At 65.6% G+C, this 21911-nt stretch carries 17 protein-coding genes; 10 read left to right on the top strand and 7 right to left on the bottom strand.

The annotated features are described in order from the left end of the window. The first annotated feature begins 27 nt into the window (after positions 1-27). From GCT13_RS37305 to bphD, 7 genes are all read left to right on the top strand, one after another. Complete coding sequence (locus GCT13_RS37305) at positions 28-1023, top strand: amidohydrolase family protein (RefSeq protein WP_152766986.1); 996 nt, start codon at positions 28-30, stop codon at positions 1021-1023. Positions 1024-1032: 9 nt separating this feature from the next. After that, the gene (locus GCT13_RS37300; protein WP_152766984.1) at positions 1033-2025 is read left to right on the top strand and encodes a DODA-type extradiol aromatic ring-opening family dioxygenase; all 993 of its coding nucleotides are present in this window, start codon (positions 1033-1035) and stop codon (positions 2023-2025) included. A 110-nt stretch (positions 2026-2135) separates the two neighbouring features. Next, positions 2136-3506, top strand: a complete 1371-nt coding sequence (locus GCT13_RS37295; RefSeq protein WP_152766982.1) for a spinster family MFS transporter — start codon at positions 2136-2138, stop codon at positions 3504-3506. Positions 3507-3571: 65 nt separating this feature from the next. Then, positions 3572-4486, top strand: coding sequence for a VOC family protein (locus GCT13_RS37290; RefSeq protein WP_152766994.1), 915 nt, complete (start codon positions 3572-3574; stop codon positions 4484-4486). 16 nt (positions 4487-4502) lie between these two features. Beyond that, the gene (locus tag GCT13_RS37285; RefSeq protein ID WP_227747211.1) at positions 4503-5066 is read left to right on the top strand and encodes a flavin reductase family protein; all 564 of its coding nucleotides are present in this window, start codon (positions 4503-4505) and stop codon (positions 5064-5066) included. A gap of 30 nt (positions 5067-5096) precedes the next feature. Then, a complete protein-coding gene (locus GCT13_RS37280) occupies positions 5097-6290 on the top strand; it encodes an acyl-CoA dehydrogenase family protein (RefSeq protein ID WP_152766980.1) in 1194 nt (397 codons plus the stop codon). A 75-nt stretch (positions 6291-6365) separates the two neighbouring features. Next, the gene (bphD, locus tag GCT13_RS37275; protein ID WP_152766976.1) at positions 6366-7220 is read left to right on the top strand and encodes a 2-hydroxy-6-oxo-6-phenylhexa-2,4-dienoate hydrolase; all 855 of its coding nucleotides are present in this window, start codon (positions 6366-6368) and stop codon (positions 7218-7220) included. A 117-nt stretch (positions 7221-7337) separates the two neighbouring features. Here bphD and GCT13_RS37270 read toward each other — a convergent pair whose 3' ends face one another. The 7 genes from GCT13_RS37270 to GCT13_RS37240 form a co-directional block, all read right to left on the bottom strand. Next, positions 7338-9200 (bottom strand): AMP-binding protein, encoded by a 1863-nt coding sequence (locus GCT13_RS37270; RefSeq protein WP_152766974.1) that lies wholly within the window; start codon positions 9198-9200, stop codon positions 7338-7340. Positions 9201-9304: 104 nt separating this feature from the next. Further along, the gene (locus tag GCT13_RS37265; RefSeq protein ID WP_152766972.1) at positions 9305-10702 is read right to left on the bottom strand and encodes a spinster family MFS transporter; all 1398 of its coding nucleotides are present in this window, start codon (positions 10700-10702) and stop codon (positions 9305-9307) included. An 83-nt stretch (positions 10703-10785) separates the two neighbouring features. Beyond that, complete coding sequence (locus GCT13_RS37260; protein ID WP_152766970.1) at positions 10786-11784, bottom strand: amidohydrolase family protein; 999 nt, start codon at positions 11782-11784, stop codon at positions 10786-10788. A gap of 52 nt (positions 11785-11836) precedes the next feature. Continuing rightward, the gene (locus GCT13_RS37255; protein WP_152766968.1) at positions 11837-12832 is read right to left on the bottom strand and encodes a DODA-type extradiol aromatic ring-opening family dioxygenase; all 996 of its coding nucleotides are present in this window, start codon (positions 12830-12832) and stop codon (positions 11837-11839) included. A gap of 93 nt (positions 12833-12925) precedes the next feature. Beyond that, positions 12926-14146 carry a Rieske 2Fe-2S domain-containing protein gene (locus GCT13_RS37250; protein ID WP_227747210.1) on the bottom strand — a complete coding sequence of 407 codons (1221 nt, stop codon included), beginning with the start codon at positions 14144-14146 and terminating at the stop codon, positions 12926-12928. Between the two features lie 54 nt (positions 14147-14200). Beyond that, positions 14201-15010: a crotonase/enoyl-CoA hydratase family protein gene (locus GCT13_RS37245; RefSeq protein ID WP_152766966.1), complete on the bottom strand. Its 810-nt coding sequence runs from the start codon at positions 15008-15010 to the stop codon at positions 14201-14203. A gap of 35 nt (positions 15011-15045) precedes the next feature. After that, positions 15046-16893 (bottom strand): AMP-binding protein, encoded by a 1848-nt coding sequence (locus tag GCT13_RS37240; RefSeq protein WP_227747214.1) that lies wholly within the window; start codon positions 16891-16893, stop codon positions 15046-15048. Positions 16894-17139: 246 nt separating this feature from the next. On the opposite strand from GCT13_RS37240, the gene GCT13_RS37235 reads away from it, so the two are divergent. Genes GCT13_RS37235 through GCT13_RS37225 form a run of 3 tightly spaced genes read left to right on the top strand, consistent with a single transcriptional unit; the run spans position 17140 to position 21820 of the window. After that, positions 17140-18309 carry a thiolase domain-containing protein gene (locus GCT13_RS37235; protein ID WP_152766962.1) on the top strand — a complete coding sequence of 390 codons (1170 nt, stop codon included), beginning with the start codon at positions 17140-17142 and terminating at the stop codon, positions 18307-18309. A gap of 5 nt (positions 18310-18314) precedes the next feature. Next, a complete protein-coding gene (locus GCT13_RS37230) occupies positions 18315-19988 on the top strand; it encodes a 3-hydroxyacyl-CoA dehydrogenase NAD-binding domain-containing protein (protein ID WP_152766960.1) in 1674 nt (557 codons plus the stop codon). Between the two features lie 2 nt (positions 19989-19990). Continuing rightward, complete coding sequence (locus GCT13_RS37225) at positions 19991-21820, top strand: acyl-CoA dehydrogenase family protein (protein ID WP_152766958.1); 1830 nt, start codon at positions 19991-19993, stop codon at positions 21818-21820. Positions 21821-21911 lie beyond the last annotated feature (91 nt).

Raw genomic sequence — 21911 nt, 5'->3', positions numbered from 1 at the left:
AACAACTTCACAGGATAACGAACAGATATGTCCCTGATCATCGATTCCCACGCGCACGTGGTGCTGCCGGCGGAAAGCTATAAATTCATGGCCGAGCTGGCTTCGAACCGTGGCAACCCCACGCTGGGCGTGCCGAAGCTGAACGACGAGGCGGTGCACAAGGCGGGGCAGAGCATCGTCGACATCATGGACCGGGTGGGTACGGACATCCAGTTCCTGTCGCCGCGCCCCTATATGCAGATGCATTCGGTCAAGCCGTCGAAAGTCACGGCGCTGTGGACGCGCCATATGAACGACCTCGTGCATCGCACGGTGGAACTGTTTCCGGACCGCTTCCGTGCCGTGGCCGGCCTGCCGCAATACCGCGACAGCAGCCCGGTGAACTGCCTGAAGGAACTGGAATTCCGCGTCAAGGAGCAGGGCTTCATCGGCTGTCTGCTAAACCCGGATCCGACCGAAGGCGATGGCGCTCCGCCGCCGGGACTGGGCGACGAATTCTGGTTCCCGCTGTACGAGAAGCTGTGCGAACTCGATATCCCGGCGCTGATCCACTCGGCGGGCAGTTGCAGTCCGCGGGAGAGCTACACGCTCAAGTTCATCAACGAGGAAAGCATCGGCATCATCTCGCTGACGGAATCGGATGTCTTCGAGCGCTTCCCGAACCTGAAGCTGATCTTCCCGCATGGCGGCGGCGCGATTCCCTACCAGATGGGCCGTTTCCGCGCGTGGAACCTGCGCCGCGGCGTGACGCGATTCGAAGACCAGCTGCGCAAGCTGCATTTCGATACCACGAACTACGACCAGGATTCGTTGGAACTACTGATCAAGAAAGTGGGCGCCGACCGTGTGCTGTTCGCGACCGAGAAGCCGGGCACGGGCAGCGCGATGGATCCGGAGACGGGCCGTGACCTCGACGACCTGAAGCCGGTGATCGAGAGCATCGAGTCGCTGTCGGCGCAGGACAAGGAAAACATCTTCAGATGCAACTGCATGAAGCTGTATTCCCGCTTCAAACTCGACTGATGCCTCACCATGGCCCGAATCGTTTCCGGCATTGCCACCTCGCACACGCCGCTCCTGACACTGGGGGCGGCGCAGTGGATCCATCGCGCGAACATCGATTACGAGAATCCGAAGCTCAACCTGTCCGACGGGCGCCTGATTCCCTATGCGGACCTGCTGGCCGAGGTCGGGCCGCGCTATGCCGGCGAGATCGACGTTGCATCGCTGAGCCTCAAGGAGCAGGCGTGCAACGCGGAGCTCGACAAGCTGGCGGCGGCGCTGGCCGAAGCGAACCCGGACGCGGTGGTCATCATCGGCGACGATCAGGCCGAACTGTTCAACGGCGCGAATCAGCCGGCTTTCGCGATCTACCACGGCGCGATCGCGCATACGATCGACAAGCTGCAGGATCCGGCCACGCCGGACTGGCTGCGCACGGTGCGCCGCGGCTACATGCTCGACCGGGTGCACGAACTGAAGTGCGCTCCCGAGCTTGCATTGCAGCTGATTACCGGCCTGATCGACGAGGATATCGACGTTGCCGCCTGCGATCGCGTCGAAAATCCACTCAAGCAGGGCTTCGGGCACGCCTACGGCTTCGTCGTGAAACGTCTGTTCGGCGACCGCCAGATCCCGATCGTGCCGGTGCTGCTCAATACGTATTTCGGGCCCAACGTGCCGTCGGCACGGCGCTGCCACGACATCGGCCGGGCGATCCGGCGCGTGGTCGAGTCCTGGCCGGACGATCTGCGCGTGACCGTGGTGGCGTCGGGCGGCCTGAGCCACTTCGTGGTGGACGAGCCGCTGGATCGCAAGATCCTCGCGGCCCTGGAAAACAGGGATGCCGATTTCCTGCGCAATCTGCCGCGCGGCGCACTGAATTCTGGATCGTCGGAGATCCTGAACTGGGTGACGGCCGCCGGTGCGCTGGAAGGGCTGCAGGTACGGAGCTGCGAATACCTGCCGCTGCGTCGCACGCCCGCTGGTACCGGCGTGGGCGCGGGTTTCGTGACCTGGTTCTGAAGACGGACAGGGCGTCCCCGGTACGCGGCTTCATGAAAAATAATAAGAATACCTAAATAACAGGCATGTGTGACGGGCGGACCGGCCCGGATACAACAGGAGACGGCGAGATGAGCGAGTTGGTCGGAGGGACAAGGAGCCTGGCGGGCGCGAGAAGCCGCTGGTATGAGCGGTGGCTGCTGCTGCTGCTGGTGCTGGTGTATGCGTCGAGTTTCGTCGATCGCATCATCGTCGCGGTCGTCGGACCTGCGCTCAAGGTACAGATGGGCCTGAGCGATCTGCAGGTCGGCCTGCTGAGCGGTTTCGCCTTCTCGGTCTTCTATGCCACGCTGGGCATTCCGATTGCCCGCCTGGCCGAACGGTACAGTCGCGTCGTGATGATCGCGATCTCGATTGCGGCATGGTCGGTGATGACCCTGCTGTCCGGCACGGCCACCAGTTTCGGCTGGCTGATGGCCTACCGGCTGGGCGTTGGTATCGGCGAGGCTGGCAGTACGCCGACCTCGCACTCGCTGATTTCCGACCAGTTCCCCGCCCATCGCCGCGCCACCGCGCTCGGCATCTATGCCCTCGGGCCGCCGATCGGCGTCGTCCTGGGCGCGCTCGGCGGCGGCTTGATTGCGCAGCATTACGGGTGGCGCGCGGCATTCTATGTCGTCGGCATCCCGGGCCTGGTGCTGGGGGCGCTCGCTTATCTGACCATTCGCGAACCGCAGCGCGGCCAGGCCGACGGGTTGAGCGCCACCGCGAGCGAAGCGGTGCCGTCGCTGGGCGAGGTGCTGAAGGTCTTCTTCCGTGAGAAGGTGTTCTGGCAGATGTCGGCGGGCGTGATGACTGCTGCCGTCGCGCTCTACGGCACCTTGATGTTCCTGCCGATCTACCTGGGCCGGGTGTACGGCATGAGCATGGAACACGCCGGGCTGGGTTTCGCCTTCGTCAATGGCGGCGGCGCGATCGTCGGCGGCCTGATCGGCGGCTACGGTTCGGACTGGGCTTCGCGCCGGGACCGCCGCTGGTACGCCTGGATTCCCGCGCTGGGTTCGCTGTTCGCGATCCCGTTGACGGCGGTCTCGTTTCTGACGTCCACCTGGTATATCGGCATTCCGCTGCTGCTGCTGACGACTATCGCGCTCAATGTCTGGAACGGACCGACGTTTTCGATCGTGCATGGTCTGGTCGAGCCGCGCATGCGTGCCACGGCTTCGGCACTGGTGTTCCTGCTGATGAACCTGGTGGGGCAGGGGCTGGGCCCGGCGATGGTCGGTTTCCTGAGCGATCGTTTGGCGAAATACGGATTCACCGGCGGTGACTATCACGCCATGTGCGTGCTGCCGCACGGCGCGGCGCCGGCAGCCAGCATACTGATGAGCTGTCACCAGGCCGCGGCCCAAGGCCTGCGCTATGCGCTGCTGGTGCCGATCGTGATGGTGGCGGCCTCGGCGGTGTGCTTCTTCCAGGCCTCGCGAAACATCAAGCGATAGACGGGGCCGCCCGGCGCAGGGGCTGTGCCGAACGCCTCCGATCATGGAAAACAAGGATAGATAAAATGACTGATTTCCCCGCAGAAATATCGAGCCTCGGGTATGTCGTGCTGGGCGTGAAGGATTTCGATGCCTGGACCGTGTTCGCCCGCGACATCCTGGGGTTCCAGGTCTGCGAGCGTGAGGACGACCAATCCCTGGCGCTGCGCATGGACGAACGTCTGCAACGCGTGGTGCTCGAGAAGAACGACGCGGACGACCTGCTCGAAGCCGGCTGGGAATTCGACACGGAAGAGCAGCTGACGCGTTATGTCGAGCAGCTGCGCGCCTACGGCACCCGTGTGGAACAGGCAAGTGCCGAGGAATGCAGGCGCCGCAGCGTCGAGACACTGTATTGCTGCGACGATCCGAACGGCTTCCGCCATGGCTTCTATTACGGCCCGTGGATCGCGCTGATGAGCGATGGCTTCCGGTCCACCGTCATGCGCGGCGCGGGCTTCGAGACCGGGGTACTGGGGCTCGGGCATATCGTCACGCGGTCGGCCGATGCGAAGAAGACGATCGAATTCTATCGTTCGGGCCTGGGCCTGAAGATCAGCGACTACATCCGCGCGGACGTGATTCCCGGAAAGACCTTCGACGTGACCTTCATGCACACCGCGAGCGGCCGCCATCACTCACTGGCGACCGGCGAGCTGCCCGGCGAAAAACTGCTGGGGCACCTCATGGTGCAGGTCAAGGACATGAACGACGTCGGACTGGCCTACGACCGCTGTCTGGCCGCCGGCCTGCCGATCGTGATGCATCTGGGCCATCACCCCAACGACCAGATGTTCTCGTTCTACGTGCGTTCGCCATCGGGCTTCGCGATCGAGTACGGCCACGGCGGCATCGTGATCGACGATGCGACCTGGAAAGTCACGACCTACTCGCGTCTGAGCGATTGGGGGCATCAGCGTGGAGAGCCGCCGCGCGGCTGACGGAGTCAATGGATATATGTCGGAAGCATCGAGTCAATCTTCATTGAATATGAGCAATCCTAATTTATTTGGCATGGCCCGCGCGAGCGTGGACAGTGCATCGTTCGCGGCCGGCATGCGATATCTGGCGGGAAGCTGTTCGGTAATCGCGACGCGCAGCGGTGCGCTGCGCGCAGGACTGACCGCCACGGCGGTGTGTTCGGTCAGCGCCGATCCGGCGCGCCTGTTGATCTGCGTCAATAAGTCGGTCTATGCGCACGACGTGATTCACGAGGCCGGCCTGTTGAGCGTGAACGTGCTCAGCGAGCAGCAGGAGGAAACGGCCCGCCGATTCGCGGGCATGGTCATGGAAGCGCGTGGCGAAGATCGTTTCGTCGCCCCGGATTGGGAGGACGGCAAACTGGCCATCCCCCGGCTCAAGGACGCGCTGGTGTCGTTCGGCTGCCGGGTGGTGGACGCCATTCCGGGCGGCAAGTCGCACACGGTATTCATCTGCGACGTGATCGAAGTGCGCTGCACGCAGGAAGCGCAAGGGCCGCTGATGTACTTCAACCGAAATTTTTCCAAGCTGAAGATGTAACCGGCCTGGGCAGAGGAAGAGGGAATAGAGATGAGCAGTGTACTGAAAAGCGATATCGGGCACGCCGTACCGGGCGAAGACGAACTGATCGAACGTGCCCGCGCGATGGTGCCGTGGCTGCGGACCCGCGCGGCGGAAGTCGAGGCCGCGCGCGGCGTGCCGGCCGACATCATTGAGAAGTTCCGCGAGGCCGGTTTCCTGCGCGTGCTGCAGCCGCGCCGCTGGGGCGGGTATGAAATGAATCCGTCGGTGTTCTTCAAGATCCTGATGGAAGTCGGCCGCGGCTGCAGCAGCAGCGCGTGGAACCTGATGATCCTGGGCGTGCATCCGTGGGAATTCGGCCTGTTCGACCCGCGCGCCGGTGACGACGTCTGGGGCCGGGACGACAGCGTGATCGTCGCCTCGTCGTATGCGCCGGTCGGCGCATGCCGCAGGGTCGAGGGCGGTTACGTGATCAGCGGTCGCTGGCCGACGTCGAGCGGTACTGATCACGGCCAGTGGGCGATTCTGGGCGTGATGGCGCCCGGCGAGGAAGGCAAGCCGCCGGTGGACCGCATTGCCGTGCTGGTGCCGCGCTCGGCCTATACGATCATCGACGACTGGCAGGTCTGCGGGCTCGCGGGGACAGGCAGCAAGAGCCTGCAGGTCCAGGAAACGTTTGTTCCGGAATGCCATACCCACAGTCTTGCCGATTACTCGATGAGCGATCGCGGCAGCATGTACCTTTTCCCGTTCACGCAGGTGTTCTGCGGCTCGGTATCGGCCGTGATCGTCGGTATGGCGCAGGGCGCGATCGACCTGTTCGTCGAACAGATGGCGACTCGCCGCAATTCGGGCAACGGCAAGCAGACCAGCGCCAGCCCGTACGTCAAGGACCGCCTCGGCAATGCCACGGCCCTGGTGCGTTCGTCGCGCGCGCGGCTGCTGATGATGCAGATCGAGACCACGCCCATTGTCGAGCGCCGTGAACTGATCCCGCTGGCGAGCCGGGTGGCCTATGCGCTCGATATCGCGCGTGTGGGCCGCGAATGCGATCAGGCCGTGCAGCTGCTGTTCAAGGCACTGTCCGCGCGCGGCATCTATCTCGACAACCCGATCCAGCGCATCGTGCGCGACGTGATGGCCGCGTCGAACCACATCACGCAGAACGCAGACGACAACGCCGGCAATCTGGGCGGTTTCCTGATGGGAGAGGCGTTGCCGCCGTTGCAGTACGCCCGTTAAGCGCCGGCAGGGGCACACCGTCCCGCCGTCCGGCGAATTTTTTTACACCTTGACACGCATGATTGGAGCGCATTTATGTCTCTGACTGAAGCCGGCACCAGCAAGTTCGTTACGATCAACGAACCGGGCCTCGAGAATTTCCGGATCCACCTGAACGAGGCCGGCAGCGGCCCCGCCGTACTGATGCTGCATGGCGGCGGCCCCGGCGCCAGCGGCTGGAGCAATTATTACCGCAACATCGAGGCGCTGGTCGGCGCGGGCTTCCGCGTGCTGCTGATCGACAGCCCGGGTTTCAACAAGTCCGACGAAATCGTGCCGAGCACTCCGCGCAACTTCGTGAACGCGCGCGCGACCAAGGCTGTGATGGACGTCCTCGGTATCGACAAGGCTCACCTGGTGGGCAACTCGATGGGGGGCGCCTCGGCGCTGGCCTTCGCGCTCGAATTCCCGGAGCGCATGGACCGCATGGTGCTGATGGGCCCGGGCGCGCAGGGCCCGAGCATCCTCCAGCCGCAGCCGGGCGAGGGCATCAAGCGCATGGGCAGGCTCTATGCGCAGCCGACCTACGAAAACTTCGAGGCCATGCTCGACGTGTTCGTCTATAACCCGTCGGCGATCACCGAAGAGCTGCGCCAAGGCCGCTGGAACAACATCCAGTCGAACCTCAACCATCTGAAGAACTGGGTCGAGAGCGGCAAGCTCTGCCCGTCGACGACCTGGGATCTGTCGGCACACTTCCATCAGATTCCGCACAAGACCCTGATCACCTGGGGCCGCGACGACCGGTTCGTGCCCATCGACCACGGCCTGCGCATGATCAACACGCTGCAGGATTCGCGTCTGCATATCTTCGCGAAGTGCGGTCACTGGGCTCAGTGGGAGCACGCGGACGAGTTCAACCGTCTGGTCGTCGACTTCCTGACGCACTGATCTTCCGGCAGACGCACGCGGGATGACCGCGTGGTGCCGGGGGCCGTCGTTGCACGGCCCGATGAAAAAGCGCCGGCACCCTGAAGGGTGCCGGCGCTTTTCGTTGTCCGGCCGGTGTCAGTCGATGCACACGAGATTCGGGTGATCCGCTGCGGCATAGAGCGAGCGAACCGCGTCGCTGCGCTGTTCGAGCACCTTGCGCTGGTTGATATAGCCTTTGTCGTTGGTCTCGCCCTGGTCCAGCGACGCGGGCTTTTCCAGCAGCCACAGCCGGCGGACGCGGGTACTGCTGCCCGGATGCCGCGCGTTATGGGCGGCGAACGCATTCTGCAGCGCGGCGCGGAGCGCCGGATGAGCGGCGAGGCCGGCGAAATCCAGGCCGGCATGTCCGAGGAAATCCCGGCAGGCCGCCACGTTCAGCCATGCGAGCGCGCCGACGTAGTCGCGATCGGCGCCGGTGATGACCAGATCGCTCAGAAGCGGCGCCGCCGCGTTGAGGCAATCGACTCTCAGGCTGCTGACCCGCACGAACACGCCGGACTGCAGCTTGAATTCCTCCGCCACCCGGCCCGCAAACCTGAAGCCTTCCTCCGGACGATCGGCATCCACGAACGCGGCGGCATCGCCCATGCACAGGAATCCGTCCTCGTCGAAAGCCTCGCGGCTCAGCACGGGCTGTTTCATATAGCCCCGAGTGACGGCCGGGCTGCGGACCCGGATTTCGTATCGGGCGTTGTCTCCCAGGGGGATCAGCTTGAGATCCACGCCGGGATGCGGCAGGCCGATCAGGCCCGTCTGCTCGGCGGCCCAGTGGACGTAAGTGACCGCGGCCGAGGTTTCGGTGGAACCGTAGGCCGAGACGAACGGAATCCGGTGTCCGGTATGCCGCACGGCCTGTTGCTGGATCGCGTCGTGGACGGCATCCGGCAGCCGCGCGCCCGAGTATGTCAGGCGATGCAGGTGGCGGAACAGCGACGCGCCGAGGAGATCGTCCTTTTGCAGCGCCTCCGCCAGCATCGCGTAGGCCACCGGCACGCCGCTGAAGCGTGAGGGCGAGATAGTCCGCAGATTGCGCAGCGTCCTGTGGAATTCGGCGGGCGTCGGCCGGCCGTCGTCGATATACAGCGTGCCGCCTTCGTCGAGGATGCAGTTGAAGACGCTGTGCCCGCCGGCCACGTGGCTCCAGGGCAGCCAGTCGAGCAGAACGATTTCCGGCGTGTCGCCGGCCTCCCACTGGATCATCTGCGTGGTCATGGCCAGCGAGGTGGTCAGCATGCCCTGCGTGACGATCACCGCCTTGGGCGTGCCGGTCGAACCCGAGGTGAATTGATATTTCGCCACGGTGTCGGGCGTGAGCGAATCGATCGCGGCCTGTACCGCGGCGGTCGGCACGGTGCCGGTGACCTGCGACCAGGTTGTCACGCGCGGATGGTCGATGGGATCGTCCGCGCAGATGATCATGGCGTCGCCGCCGATCGCGCGCAGCGCCTTCTCGTACCGGGTTCCGCTCTGCGCGAAGATCACCGCCGGCTCCAGCAGGCGGACCATGGCGCGCAACTTCTCGTGATCATGGCTTAGCAGCGAGTAGGCCGTTGTGATCGGCGAATAGGGCATGCCGGCCTGCATGGCCGCGACTTCCAGCACGCCATGCTCCAGGGAGTTCTCGCTGAGCACCATGACGGTCCGGCCGGGGCGGTCCAGATCGAGCAGGAACTGCGTGGCGGACTGGACCTGTGCCAGTCCGTCCCGGTAGGTCAGGCTTTGCCATTCATCGTCGGCGCCGCGCCGCTGCACCAGCCAGGGATGTGTCGGGCGGTTCCGCGCATTGCGGTGCAGGAGCGAGGGAATGTGAGGCGCGCTGGGTTTTAGCGGAATCCTGCTGCGCACGATCAGGGATCCGTCGGGCTGGTGCTGCAGATCGATATCCCGCGGCAGGAACGGGACCGGGCGGAAGGGAAAATCTTTCGGGTCGAGGGGCATGGTCGATGATGTCATGAGGATGGCGCTCTGCACACCAAGGAAAAGTACCCATGAGCAGACTGCCCATGGGTATCTGATGGCGGACGAGCCGGCGTCCCGCCGGTTCAGGCCGGCTGCGCCTTGAGCGCGGCGAACTTGCGGCCGGCGATCCGGTAGTGAACCGCCGCCCAGAGCAGGACCGGCGCGATCGTCAGCATGGCGTACTGGAGGCCGGTGGTGGTCGCCGAATGGCAAAGCGCAGCGATGTCCGCCGGCACCTGCGCCGGCGTGCCCGGCGCTGCATGCCGGGCGAGCACGCACATCTGCGCGAAGTCGGGCCGGCCGAACAGGTGCCGCGCGAAGACGTCGCTGATCACGCCGGAGTACCACGGGCCGAGGCCCTGTCCGAGCAGCGCCATCGCCGACAGCGTCAGTGCGGACGCGGTGGCGCGCATGCGCGGTTCGAGCAGCGACAGGATCACCGCGAACGAGGGGCCATTCCAGAAGTTCATGCAGACCGCGAATACCACCAGGAGCGCCACGCACGGGGCGGCCTGGGGCTGAAGGAAGGCCAGTCCGGCCAGCACGCTGGCCGCCATGCAGCCCAGCGCGGGGATGCGGCCGTTCCAGACGGGGTTGCGCTTGCCGAGCCGGTCGGCCAGATAGCCGCTGATCACGTTGCCGATGATGCCGCCCACACCGCCGATCAGGCCGAAGGAGATGCCCGCCTGGGCGAAGTTCATGCCATAGACGCGCGCGAAGTAGATCGGCAGGAACAGGATGATCGCGGACATTGCGAACATGCCGAGGATCACCGCCACGATCATGTGTCGGGAGGCCGAGGTGGATGCCATAGCGCGGAGCACGGCGGAGAACTTCGGCACGCTGTCGCCGCCGGCTTTCGTCGCGGCGGCGCGGGCCGGTTCCTTGATGGTGAGGTAGGCCAGCAGGCCGAGAACCACGCCCGGGGCGCCGACGTAGAAGAACGCATGCTGCCAGCCCTGGCTCTTGACGAGCGGCGCGGCGACGAACGATGCGATGAGTACACCGAATGGGACGCCCGCCGCGTAGAGGGCGAACACCAGCGAGCGGCGCTTGTCGGGGAAGTAGTCCGACAGCAGCGAATAGGCGGCCGGCGTGGCGCCTGCCTCGCCGATGCCGACGCCGGTGCGGAACGCGAGCAGCTGGACATAGCTGGCCGCCGTGCCGCATCCGACGGTCATGAGCGACCAGATGGTGGCGGTCACGGCGACGATGATCACGCGGTTGAAGCGCTCGGCGAGCCGCGCGATCGGAATGCCCAGAAGGGTGTAGAGCAGGGCGAACGCAAGACCGATCAGCAGGCCGAGCTGGGCGTCGCTCAGGTGCATCTGGGCCTTGACCGCGGGTGCGGCGATCGACATCAGCACGCGGTCCATGAAGCTGAAGGCGTAGATGACAGTGACGAGCAGTAGTACCCACGCCTTGTACGGCCCGCTAAGCCGGGCGCTGGATGCTATCGGTGCCTCGACAATCGTTACCATGCATGTCTCCAATATCGGTTATGACGAGGGTGAACGCGGCGCGAGCCTGGCCCTTCTCCGGGGCGGTGCCCACGCCGTGGAAATCAGCGTGCGAGGCCGAATAACTTGCGCGCGTTGTCTTCGAAAATCAGCTGCTTCTCGTGCTCGCCAAGCCAGTCGAAGCTGGCGATGACCGGCCGCAGGTCGTCGCGCGCGCGTCCCGTGGACGGATCGACGGTCGAACCCACGCCCGGGCATTCCGAGCCGAACAGGCAGCGGTCGGCACCGACCGTCTTGATCAGCAGGCGCAGCGATTCCTCGGAGTAGAGCACCGTGTCGTAGTAGATGTTGCGCATGCCTTCGAGGAAGTTCTTCCCGGCGCGGCCGGCGGCCGACTGGAAGCGGCCGATCTGGTACGGAATCGAACCGCCGCCGTGCGAGCAGATCACCTTTAGCTGCGGGAAATCCTTGAACACGTCGGAGTGCACGAGCCCGTAGACGGCGATGGTTTCCTCATTGACGAAGTGCAGGGTATAGGGCGAACGCTCGGAATGCGATCCGGTGGCATGGATATGCATCGGGATATCGAGTTCGCAGAGCTTTTCGTACAGCGGGTACCAGTAGCGGTCGCCGAGCGCCGGCGCTTCGGTGCCCGTGTTCTCGTACGGATCCGGGTTCAGCAGAACGCCGCGGAAGCCCATTTTCACGCAGCGCTCGAGTTCCGGCAGGGTCTCCTCAACCGGCGCGCCGGCAACTTGCGGCAGACCGGCCACCGGAATGAACTTGCCGGGAAACAGCTCGGCGGTACGCGCGACGATATTGTTGGTCTCTTCCGTGAACCAGTGGACGATGCGTCCCGGTTTGGCGCTGTGCATCATCTGGAACGGGCGCGGCGAGAGCGCCTGCATGTCGGTGCTGACGCGCTCGAGCGCCTCGACGTGACCACAGGGGCCCATTTCCTTCTTGTTCATCGCACGGATGATCTCCTCGTCACTGACGTCGGGCATCTTGCGGCCGTGGGCGCCGAGGTGGGAGACCAAGTTCGCCTTGTAGACCCAGAGCTGGGCGGGCGCGCTGACGTGACCGTGGCAATCGATAATCATGGCTGTGATGTACTTGGAAAAATGTGATCGAAACTCGCGGCAGGAGCGTCCGTCACTGCCAGGCGGCGAAGCCCAGGCCGATGCCCGTGCCGGCGGAGGTGCGGTAGACCGGAATGTACTGGTCGTATTCGCACTTCAGGTCGCCGAGGGCACCGGCCATCGTGATCCAGTTGCGGATCTCCGACGAACCGGAGCACAGCGACGCCTGCGGGATGCTGGTCAGCACGTCGGTATCGCGTGTCTTGATGGCCTCGAGGATCTTGCGGTCGAACTCGGCTTCGCAAAGGAAATGGCTCAGGCCGCCCGAGGCGACGATCGCGACGCGGGCGTCGATCGGCGACTCGGCCAGGGCTTCCGCGATGCACTTGCCGATGTGATGGCAGCGTGACGCCGTCGGATTGTTGGGCGGGAAATACGTATTCAGCAGGATCGGCAGCATCGGTATCCGCAGGTTCTTCATCAGGCGCTGATAGATGAAGCCGTAGGCGTGGCCGAATGCGCGCCGCTCGGGATCGGGCACGCTGTTGCTGGTGGCGACGTCGACACCGCGTGCGATCAGCCGGTGGATCAGGTCGTTGGCCAGCGCCGGAGCGCCCGGGAAGCGGCGCGGCAGGTCCATCGCGTAGCCGGCCCAGAACTCCTTGTCGCTCCAGGTCAGGCGCGGATGCGGCAGGTCCATCTCCTTCATGACGACTTCCTCGCCCCGGTAGATGGAGATGGCGGGCAGGTTGTCGTGGCCGAAGAGTTCGTCCTGATCGTCGCCGATCACCAGCACCACGTCCGGGCGCGCCGCATGCAGGTAGGCTTCGAGGCGGTCGAGCGCGGCTTCGGCCTCGCCAGCGAGGCGGGGGAAGTCGCGCGGATCGTTTTGCGCGGCATAGGGCGTGCCGCGCATTGCGGCAAGTTCGTCGTAACTCACCTTGCGGCCGTCCAGCAGGTAGAGCGAGCGATTGCGGAGGTCGTCCTGGGCGCGCCGCTGCCATTGGGCGCCGGGCAGGATCAGGATCGGACTGTGGGAGGTGCCGATACCAACGGTAATGCGGGCCATATGATGTTTCCTGATTGAAGGGAGGTGGCCTACTGCTGCGCGGCGGAAGGAGCGCGCCCGGTCAGGGGCGGTCGCTCCCCAGGGTGGCGCCGCTCAGAGCAGCGAGCGCCATTCGGCCTCATCCTTGAAGACGCCGGAAAACGGTTCCATCGTGCGGCGGTCGATGTCGTCGTGACAGGCGAGTTTCGGCACGCTGTTGCCCATGAATTCGCGCACCGACTTCAGGAGGCAACGGCGCACCGACAGCAGGGCGCCATCGCCGGCACCGAGATATTCCTGGGTGCGGTCGACGATCTTGCCCATGCTCAGCAGGACCGCGAAGTCCTCCGTGCCCAGCATCTGCGTGAAGCCGGTGAAGTGTCCGTTCTTCATGGCCTCGCGGTCCTGGCCCCAGTTGTCGTCGGCCCCGCCGGGCGGCAGCGGCGGCCAGGAATCGGCATCGTCGTGGACCAGGGTATGGTTCAGGGTGAGCGGGCCGTCGGCGCGGTAGGTCAGCTGGTAGTAGTAGATGTTCTCGTCATCGATCGGCACCGAGAAGAAGACGCTGCCGCCCTGGGTGCCGGCATTGCCGGTAGCGATGACGCCGTACCACGGCATGACGAACGAATTGGTCCGAACATAGGACTGGCCGTTCTCGAGCGCCCGCACCGCGGCGTAGCGGAAGCCGAACGGCTTCTGCTGCAGGTGATACACCGGGGCCATGTTGACCGACGAGAAGGTGACATCGCCGCCGAGGCCACCCAGCCAGCTCTGATGGAGCACGCCGAGGTGCGCGGAATCCATGGTGGTTTCGACGCCCTGCAGCCAGTTGCAGTTGACCTTCTGGCGGAACACCACGAAGTTTTCGCGCGGCAGGCCGACCATGGGCAGTTCGGGGAACGCCGGCGGCGTATCGCCTTCGCCCAGCCAGACCCAGACCATGCCGCCTTCCTCGCGCACCGGATAGTGCTTCAGGGGAACGTGCTTGCAGTATTCCGCTTCATTGACCGGCTGGGTGGGCACCGCCACCGTGACGCCTTCGACGTTGAATTTCCAGCCATGGAAGATGCAGCGCAGCGCGTTGTCTTCGTTGCGCGCGAGCGCGAGCGATGCGCGGCGGTGCGGGCAGGCCTCGTCGAAAAAGCCGACCTTGCCGCTGGTGGCGCGGAACGCGACATAGTCTTCGCCGAACAGGCGTACGCGAAGCGGCTTTCCGTCGGCCTCGAGCTTGTCCGACAGCGCGGCGGGGATCCACCAGTGCTGCTTGAGCATCTTGCCCATCGGGGCCCCGTTGCTGACCCGGGTCAGCAGATCATTTTCTTCTTTCGATAACATGTTGGCACTCCAGACAAAAGGCGTGCGTCGCCGTGGGCGGGAATCGGATCGGTGTCAGTCCGCTGTCGCGGACGCCTGCCGGCGGCCGTCGAAAAATTCGGAAATGCGTTTGGCCGCGTCCGTATTGGCGGAGCGGGTCATCGCCGTGACCATGGTCTCGGCGAACAGGCCTTCGCCGAGCGGCATTTCGGAGATCCTGCCGATACCGTTGATGATCGCGTAGTTGGTGGCCGGCGCATTGCGGACAATCGCGCCGGCGAGTTCGCGCGCCCTGGCGAGACCTGCGCCGTTGTCGGTCACGTGGTGCGCGAGCCCGATCCGGTGGGCGGTGTCGACGTCGAGCACGTTGCCCGTCAGCATCATCTCGATCACGCGCGAGGCGCCGATCAGGCGCGGGATCCTGACCGAGCCGCCGCCGCCGAGGAAGATGCCGCGCTGTCCCTCGGGTAGCTGGAAGAATGCCGAGAGCTCGGCGACGCGCACGTGCGTCGCGGCGGCGAGTTCGAAGCCGCCGCCGATCACGCCGCCTTTCAGGACGCTGATGACGGGGAGTTCGCCATACTGGATCAGGTCGAAGGTGCGGTGCCATTGCCGGGAGCGGCGCATGCCGACCAGTACGTCGGGGCTGCGCTTGCTCAATAGTTCGAACAGATCCAGGCCGGCGCAGAAGTGTTCGCCCTCGCCGTGCAGGATGACGGCGCGCGCGCCATTGAGGCCGTGCGAAAACGCCGCGTCGAGTTCGGCGAGCAGCGCGTCGTTGATGGCGTTGCGTTTGGAGGCCCGGTTCAGCTTCACGAGCGCGATCTCGTCTTCGCGTTCGATCTGGATCAGCGGTTGGGCGGCTTCGGTGTTCTCGGTGTGCATGGGGATGTGGATCCGGTAGTGGGGCGGTGTGAACGTCACGCTTCGATGATCACGATGTCGGCGGACGGCGGTTCGGCATACAGCGCTTCCACCGCGCCGCTCCGCCGCGCGAGCACCGCGCGCTGGTTGACATAGCCCTTGTCGGTGATTTCGCCGGCATCGCTCGAGGGCGGTTCGCGCAGCAGCAGCACGCGGCGCACGCGCATGCTGCTACCGGTGTGGCGCTGGTTATGCACTCGCAGTGCTTCGCGCAGCGCATCGTGGAACGGCGCGTGGCGCGCCAGCTCGGCCGCGTCGCTCAGGCCGAAGCGGTCGCGGCATGCTTCGGGGTTGTGCCAGGCGAGCAGGCCCACGTATGGCAGGTCGGCGCCCGCGACCACGACATCCCGCAGCAGCGGCGCAGTACAGCTCACCACTTCGACGCGCAGGGTCCCGACACGCACGAAGATGCCCGACTGCAGCTTGAATTCCTCGGCGACGCGACCGGCGAAGGCCAGCCCTTCCTCGGGCCGCTGGCGGTCTACGAACGTCACGGCATCGCCCATACGGTAATAACCGTCGTCGTCGAACGCCTCGCGCGTCAGTTCCGGCTGCTGCAGATAGCCGGGCATGACCGAAGCCGCGCGGGTACGCACCTCGTAGCGTTCGTGATCGAGCGGTACCAGTTTCAGTTCGACGCCGGGCTGGGGAAGACCGACCAGGCCGGCACGTTCGGTCGGCCAGTGCACGACGGTCGTGGCCGCGCAGGTTTCGGTCGACCCGTAGCCCGCGACGAAGGGAATGCGCCGCCCCAGGTGCCGGACCGCCTGATCCTGCAGGCGCTTGTACAGGCTGTCGGGCAGTTTTGCGCCGGAGGAGGTCAGGCGGCGCAGGCGGCGGAAGAAGTTCTGTCCGAGCGACTCGTCGTTCTCCAGCGCGTCGGCGAGCATGGCGTAGCCCGCCGGTACGCTGCTGAAACGGGTCGGGGAGACTTCCTTGAGGTTCTCGAGCGTCTTGTCGAACTGTCCGGGAATCGGACGTCCGTCATCGATATACATCGTGCCGCCGTCGTGCAGGATGCTGTTGAAGATCGCCGTGCCGCCCGCGACGTGGCTCCAGGGCAGCCATTCGAGCAGCACCGATTCCGGGGCGGCGTGATCGTAGCCGACCGTCTGGGCGTGCATCGTCATCGATACGCAGATCATGCGCTGCGTGACCGGGACCGCCTTGGGAACGCCGGTCGATCCGGACGTAAACAGGTACTTGGCGATCGTGTCGTGCGCGATCACATCGACTGATGCCTGAACGGCCGGTCCCGCCGGCGTGGCGATGATCTCGCTCCAGGCCGTGGCGCCGAGGCCCGCCACGGGGTCGTCGACGTAAACGACCTTTGCGCCGCCGCTGCCGATGGCGCGCAGCGCCGCCTCGAATTGACGTGCGTTCTGGACGAAGACCACCGCCGGCCTGATCAGCTCGACCATCGACCTGAGCTTGGCGTGGTCCGTGCTCAGCAGCGAGTAGGCCGGCGTCACCGGCACATAGGGCAGGCGCGCCTGCATGGCGGCGAGCTCGATGACCGCATGTTCGAGCGTGTTGCCGCTCAACACCATGACGCTGCAGCCCTCGATGTCCTGCGACAGCAGCCATTGCGTCGCGGCGTCGACCTGGCGGCCTGCCTCGCGATAGTCGAGCGCGCGCCAGTCGCCGGTCCGGGGGCAGCGCTGCTTCAGCCACGGCCGGTCCGGCCGCTCGATCGCATGTTGCCGCAGCTTGGCCGGAAGATGATCGGCCACCGGGCCGAGCGGCACCTTGCTGCGCATCAGGATCGTGCCGCCGGTCTGCTCGACGACCTCCAGGCTGCGTTCCAGAAAGGGGATGTCGACGAAAGGGGCGTGAGCGGTCATGTCCAACGAGTTGCCTGTGAAATTGGGTGCGGGTGCAAGCATTTCTGTAAATAAGGCTACCTTACATAAAACGCACGCTGATATCCACGCCGTATAAACCCTAGTTACCGTGTTTTATGGGTTTGGTGGTAAATTTAAATATAAGACTACCTTATACTGTGACGCGTAGGATCAGCTGGGTGGCCTCGATACCGGGGCGACGTGGCGCTTCGACGTTGTGCAGGCCCCATGGAGGAAGCTCGCGCTATGAGCAAACCTGGTACCGCATACATTGCGGGCATTTATGAACTTCCCGTGCGGCGCGCCGATGGCCTGTCGACGGCCCAGATGCATGCGCAGGGCGCGCTGGGCGCGCTCGAGGACGCGGGTCTCACGCTCGACGACGTCGACGGCTATTTCTGCGGTGCCGACGCGCCCGGCCTGGGCGGCCTCACGATGGCCGAGTACATCGGCCTGCGCAACCTGCGTCACGTCGACACCACGGAGTCGGGCGGTTCCGCATATCTACTGCATGTGGAACATGCCGTCGAGGCGATCCGGGCGGGGCATTGCGATGTCGCGCTGATCACGATGGCGGACCGGCCGCTCTGTGCCGGGGCCGGCACCATGCTTGCCGGCGTGGACCGCAACACGATGCCCAATCTGCCGTTCCAGGCTGCCGTGCCGCCGCCGCCGATGTACGGCTATGCCATGGTGGCGCGGCGCCACATGCACGAATTCGGCACGACGCCCGAACAGCTCGCCTGGGTGCGTGTCGCTGCGTCCCACCACGCGCGGCACAATCCGCTCGCGGTGCATCGCGAAGCGGTGTCGGTTCGCGACGTCCTCGATTCGCCGCTGGTGGCCGATCCCCTGCATCGTCTCGACTGCTGCGTGGTGACCGACGGCGGCGGCGCAGTGGTGATCGTGCGGCCCGAAATTGCGCAGCGTCTGCGGCGCCCGAAGGTGAGCGTTATCGGGACCGGTTCGGCGGTCAAGCATCCCGACGCGGGACGCATCGACCTCCTGACGTCGGCCGGCGCCCGTTCTGGCGCCGCGGCGTTCGCGGAAGCGGGCATCGGCCCGTCGGACATCGGCTACGCGTCGCTGTACGACAGCTTCACGATCACGGTTATCGTCCAGCTCGAAGACCTCGGGTTTTGTGCCAAGGGGCAGGGCGGGCGGTTCGTCGCAGACGGCAATCTGATCTCCGGTGTCGGGCGCCTGCCGTTCAATACAGACGGCGGCGGCCTGTGCAACAACCATCCCGGCAACAAGGGCGGGATGACGAAGATTCTGGAAGCCGTGCGGCAGAGCCGGGGCGAGGCTCACCCCGAGGTGCAGGTGGCGCGGCGCGAGTTCGTGCTCGCGCATGGCACCGGCGGCAACCTGGCTGGCGCGCATGCGGCCGGCACCCTCATCCTGCAAGCGGAGTAAGCGATATGAAGGACAACCGGAGTTTCCCGGCGGCGCCTGTGATGTTCCCGGGCGACGAGCCCTTTTGGGAAGCGATGCGTGCCGGCGAACTGCTCGGCAAGCATTGCCCGGCCTGCGACGCGCTGCACTATTACCCGAGAATGCACTGCCCGTTGTGCGGTCATCGCGAGACCTCGTGGCGGCGCCTCTCCGGGCGCGGCACGATCTACTCGTACTCGATCGTCGAACGCAGCCCGCGCCCGACGGCGCCCGCGCTGGTGCAACTCGAAGAAGGCCTGCTGATCCACTCGGTGATCGTCGACGCCGACGTGCGGGCCCTGAAGATCGGCGATCCCGTGGTGCTGCGTGCCCAGCCGACGCAGGACGGCCCGCCGGTGCCGGCCTTCACCACGCCCGACGCCGAAGCGGCGAGGGCATACACGCAGGCCGCCCGCGCCGCGCTGGCGAACACCACGGCACGCAGCGAACGCGTGTTCGGGTGCGGCGCCGTGATCGGCGCCGGCAACATGGGTGTCGGCATCGCGATGACCCTGCTGGGGAGTGGCCTGACCGTGCGCCTGATCGACAATGCCGAGGCCTCGCTGGCCAAGGCGGTGCAACGCATCGGCGAAGCGTACGGGCGCGACGTGGCGCGCGGACGCCTGACCGCCGACGAGCGCGATGCACGCCTTGCACGCCTGACGACCGGCACCGACATTGCCGGCGTTGCGGAAGCGGATGTCGTGATCGAAGCCGTCTGGGAGGATCTGGCGCTCAAACAGCAGCTGTTTGCCGAGATCGACCGGTTTGCGCCGCCCGAGGCCCTGCTGGCGACCAACACCTCCACGCTTGACGTCAATCTGATCGCGGCTGCCACCCGCCGGCCCGCGTCCGTGGTCGGCCTTCATTTCTTCAACCCCGCGAACGTGATGCGGCTCATCGAACTGGTGCGCACGTCGTCCACGTCAGCGCAAACGCTGGCCGCGGCCAGGGATTTTGCCGCGGCGATCGGCAAGACCGCGATCGTGGTCGGGGTCTGCGACGGTTTCGTTGGCAACCGTCTGATGATTGCCCGCGAGCGGCAGGCAGGCCGTCTGCTGCTGGAAGGCGCACAGCCGGAGCAGGTCGACCGCGTGCTGCGCAATCTCGGCCTGCCGATGGGCACGTTCGAGCTGCAGGACATGGCGGGCGGGATCGCGCTGATGTACCGTTCGCGCCAGCGCATGGGACAGCGCGATTGGCTGATCGAGCAGCTCCACGAGCGCGGCCGTCTCGGCCAGCGCGTGGGGCGCGGATTTTACCGTTACGAACCCGGCAAGCGGCGGCCGCTCGTCGATCCGGAAGTGACCGCGCTGATCGAAGAGGCTTCGCGTGTCGAAGGGATCGAGCGCCGCGAGCTGTCGGACGAGGAAGTCCATGACCGCCTGGTGCTGCCGATGATCAACGAGGGCGCCAAGCTGCTCGAGGAGGGTATCGTCGAGCGGGCCAGCGACATCGACCTCATCTGGCAGCTTGGCTACGGGTGGCCCGACTGGAAAGGCGGTCCGATGCATTACGCCGACGCGATCGGATTGCCGGCGGTCGTCAGCAAACTGATCGGACTTCATGCCCGCCACGGCGAAGTATTCCGGCCGGCCGCGCTGCTCCTGCAGCTTGCCGGCGCGTCGGTGCAAATTTCAAACCTCAGGATCCCGATCTGACCATGCCGAGCTACCGTGCGCCCGTCAAGGACTGGCTTTTCATTCTTCATGATCTTCTGCGCGTCGAGGCGCACGGGCATCTGCCCGGCTTCGCCGAGCTGACGCCCGATCTGACTTCGGCCGTCGTCGAAGCGGCGGCGAAATTCCATGAGGAAGTGCTGCACCCGATCAATCAGCGCGCCGACGCGGAAGGCGCGCATTTCCATGACGGCGAGATCCGCACGCCCGCGGGCTACAGGGAAGCTTGGGCCGCCTATCGCGCGGCGAAATGGCATTGCCTGAGCCTCGCCGAGTCGCTGGGTGGCGGGGGCTTGCCGCCCGTGATGTCGGTGCCCATCTCCGAAATGCGCGCGGCCACCGGTCATTCGTTCTCGATGTACAGCAGCTTCTGCACGCCCGCGGCCAGCATGCTGGCGGCGCTGGCGCCGGAATGGATCAAGACGCACGTGGTGCCGCGTCTGGCCGCCGGCGACTGGACCGCGACGATGGGCATGACCGAACCGCAGGCGGGTACCGATCTGCGCCAGATCACCACGCGCGCGACGCCGCAGGCCGATGGCACGTGGCGCATCAGCGGCCGCAAGATCTTTATTTCCGGCGGCGACCACGACCTGACCGAGAACATCATCCACATCGTGCTGGCCAAGGTGCCGGATGATGACGGGCGCATCCCCGCGAGCCTCTCGGCCGTTAACGTATTCCTGGTATCGAAGCGGATGATCGATCCGTCGACGGGCGCCCTCGGCGAACGCAACGGCGTTCACGCGCGCTCGATCGAGCACAAGATGGGCATCGAGGGGAGCGCCACCTGCGCGCTCGATTTCGAGGATGCGGTGGCCTGGCGCATCGCCGGGCCGGAAGGCCGGAGCACCGCCGCGAACATGGCGCCGATGTTCCACCTGATGAATTACGCTCGCGTGGGGACCGCCGTATCGGGAATCGGCTATGCCGAAATCGCCCGGCAGAACGCCGCGGATTACGCGCGTGAACGTCGTTCGGGCCGCGCCAGCCGTGCCGCATCGGCGTCGCAGGCGGCGGCCGGCATCGCCGATCCGATCATCGCGCACGCCGACATACGGCGCCTGCTGCTCGAGTCGGCCGCCTTTGCGGAAGGCGCACGTGCGGGCGCCCTGCGGGCGGCGCTGTGGCAGTCGGTCGCCCAGCTGGAACCGAACCCGGAGGCGCGCGAAGCGGCCGCCGACATGCTCGACATCCTGACGCCGGTAATGAAGGCGTTCTTCACGGACCGGGGGTTCGAGGCCACGGTGGCTTGCCAGCAGGTCTTCGGCGGCCACGGCTATATCAAGGACTACGGCGTCGAGCAGTTCGTGCGCAACGTCCGGGTCGCGCAGATCTACGAAGGCGCGAACGGCATCCAGGCGGCGGACCTCGTGCATCGCAAGCTGTTCGCCCATGGCGGGCGTCCATGGCGGCATTTCACTCAGGCGATTTCCGGATTTATTGCCCGTCATCGCGGCAATCCCGCGCTGGCCGGCTATACGGCGCCTCTCGACGAGGCGCTGCAGCGGCTCGACAGCGCCGTCGCATCGCTGCGCACGACGGACCCGGCCCAGGCCGGGTATGCCGAAGCGGCTTCCTACGACGTCCTGACGGCCATGGGGATCGTCTACATCGGCTGGATCTGGGCCGAGGTGGCGGCGGTCGTGAACGGCGGCACCGAATGCCGCTTCCTGGACGACGACATGCGTATCCGCAAGCTGGCCCTGGCCGATGTTTGGATGCAGCGGCAGATGTCGATGGTGGAAAGTCTATGCCGGCGCATCGAAAGCGGAAGCAGCGGGCTGCTGTCCATTCCGGACGAACTGATCTGAGCGTATGGCGGTGCCCGGCCGATGCCGGGCATCCCGGATATTTTCAACAGTAGCGTAATTGTGTAGGTGTGGTGTGAGCGAATCATCCTGG

The sequence above is a fragment of the Paraburkholderia franconis genome (assembly GCF_009362735.1).
Classification (GTDB): Bacteria; Pseudomonadota; Gammaproteobacteria; order Burkholderiales; family Burkholderiaceae; genus Paraburkholderia; species Paraburkholderia franconis.
The sequence above is the reverse complement of the archived record's forward strand: the minus strand, read 5'-3'. Positions and strand labels throughout refer to the sequence as shown.

Bases quoted from the DNA above. Each gene is read 5' to 3' on its own strand.
- GCT13_RS37305 (WP_152766986.1), top strand. From the start codon at position 28: ATGTCCCTGATCATCGATTCCCACGCGCACGTGGTGCTGCCGGCGGAA.
- GCT13_RS37300 (WP_152766984.1), top strand. From the start codon at position 1,033: ATGGCCCGAATCGTTTCCGGCATTGCCACCTCGCACACGCCGCTCCTG.
- GCT13_RS37295 (WP_152766982.1), top strand. From the start codon at position 2,136: ATGAGCGAGTTGGTCGGAGGGACAAGGAGCCTGGCGGGCGCGAGAAGC.
- GCT13_RS37290 (WP_152766994.1), top strand. From the start codon at position 3,572: ATGACTGATTTCCCCGCAGAAATATCGAGCCTCGGGTATGTCGTGCTG.
- GCT13_RS37285 (WP_227747211.1), top strand. From the start codon at position 4,503: ATGTCGGAAGCATCGAGTCAATCTTCATTGAATATGAGCAATCCTAAT.
- GCT13_RS37280 (WP_152766980.1), top strand. From the start codon at position 5,097: ATGAGCAGTGTACTGAAAAGCGATATCGGGCACGCCGTACCGGGCGAA.
- bphD (WP_152766976.1), top strand. From the start codon at position 6,366: ATGTCTCTGACTGAAGCCGGCACCAGCAAGTTCGTTACGATCAACGAA.
- GCT13_RS37270 (WP_152766974.1), bottom strand. From the start codon at position 9,200: ATGCCCCTCGACCCGAAAGATTTTCCCTTCCGCCCGGTCCCGTTCCTG.
- GCT13_RS37265 (WP_152766972.1), bottom strand. From the start codon at position 10,702: ATGGTAACGATTGTCGAGGCACCGATAGCATCCAGCGCCCGGCTTAGC.
- GCT13_RS37260 (WP_152766970.1), bottom strand. From the start codon at position 11,784: ATGATTATCGATTGCCACGGTCACGTCAGCGCGCCCGCCCAGCTCTGG.
- GCT13_RS37255 (WP_152766968.1), bottom strand. From the start codon at position 12,832: ATGGCCCGCATTACCGTTGGTATCGGCACCTCCCACAGTCCGATCCTG.
- GCT13_RS37250 (WP_227747210.1), bottom strand. From the start codon at position 14,146: ATGTTATCGAAAGAAGAAAATGATCTGCTGACCCGGGTCAGCAACGGG.
- GCT13_RS37245 (WP_152766966.1), bottom strand. From the start codon at position 15,010: ATGCACACCGAGAACACCGAAGCCGCCCAACCGCTGATCCAGATCGAA.
- GCT13_RS37240 (WP_227747214.1), bottom strand. From the start codon at position 16,893: ATGACCGCTCACGCCCCTTTCGTCGACATCCCCTTTCTGGAACGCAGC.
- GCT13_RS37235 (WP_152766962.1), top strand. From the start codon at position 17,140: ATGAGCAAACCTGGTACCGCATACATTGCGGGCATTTATGAACTTCCC.
- GCT13_RS37230 (WP_152766960.1), top strand. From the start codon at position 18,315: ATGAAGGACAACCGGAGTTTCCCGGCGGCGCCTGTGATGTTCCCGGGC.
- GCT13_RS37225 (WP_152766958.1), top strand. From the start codon at position 19,991: ATGCCGAGCTACCGTGCGCCCGTCAAGGACTGGCTTTTCATTCTTCAT.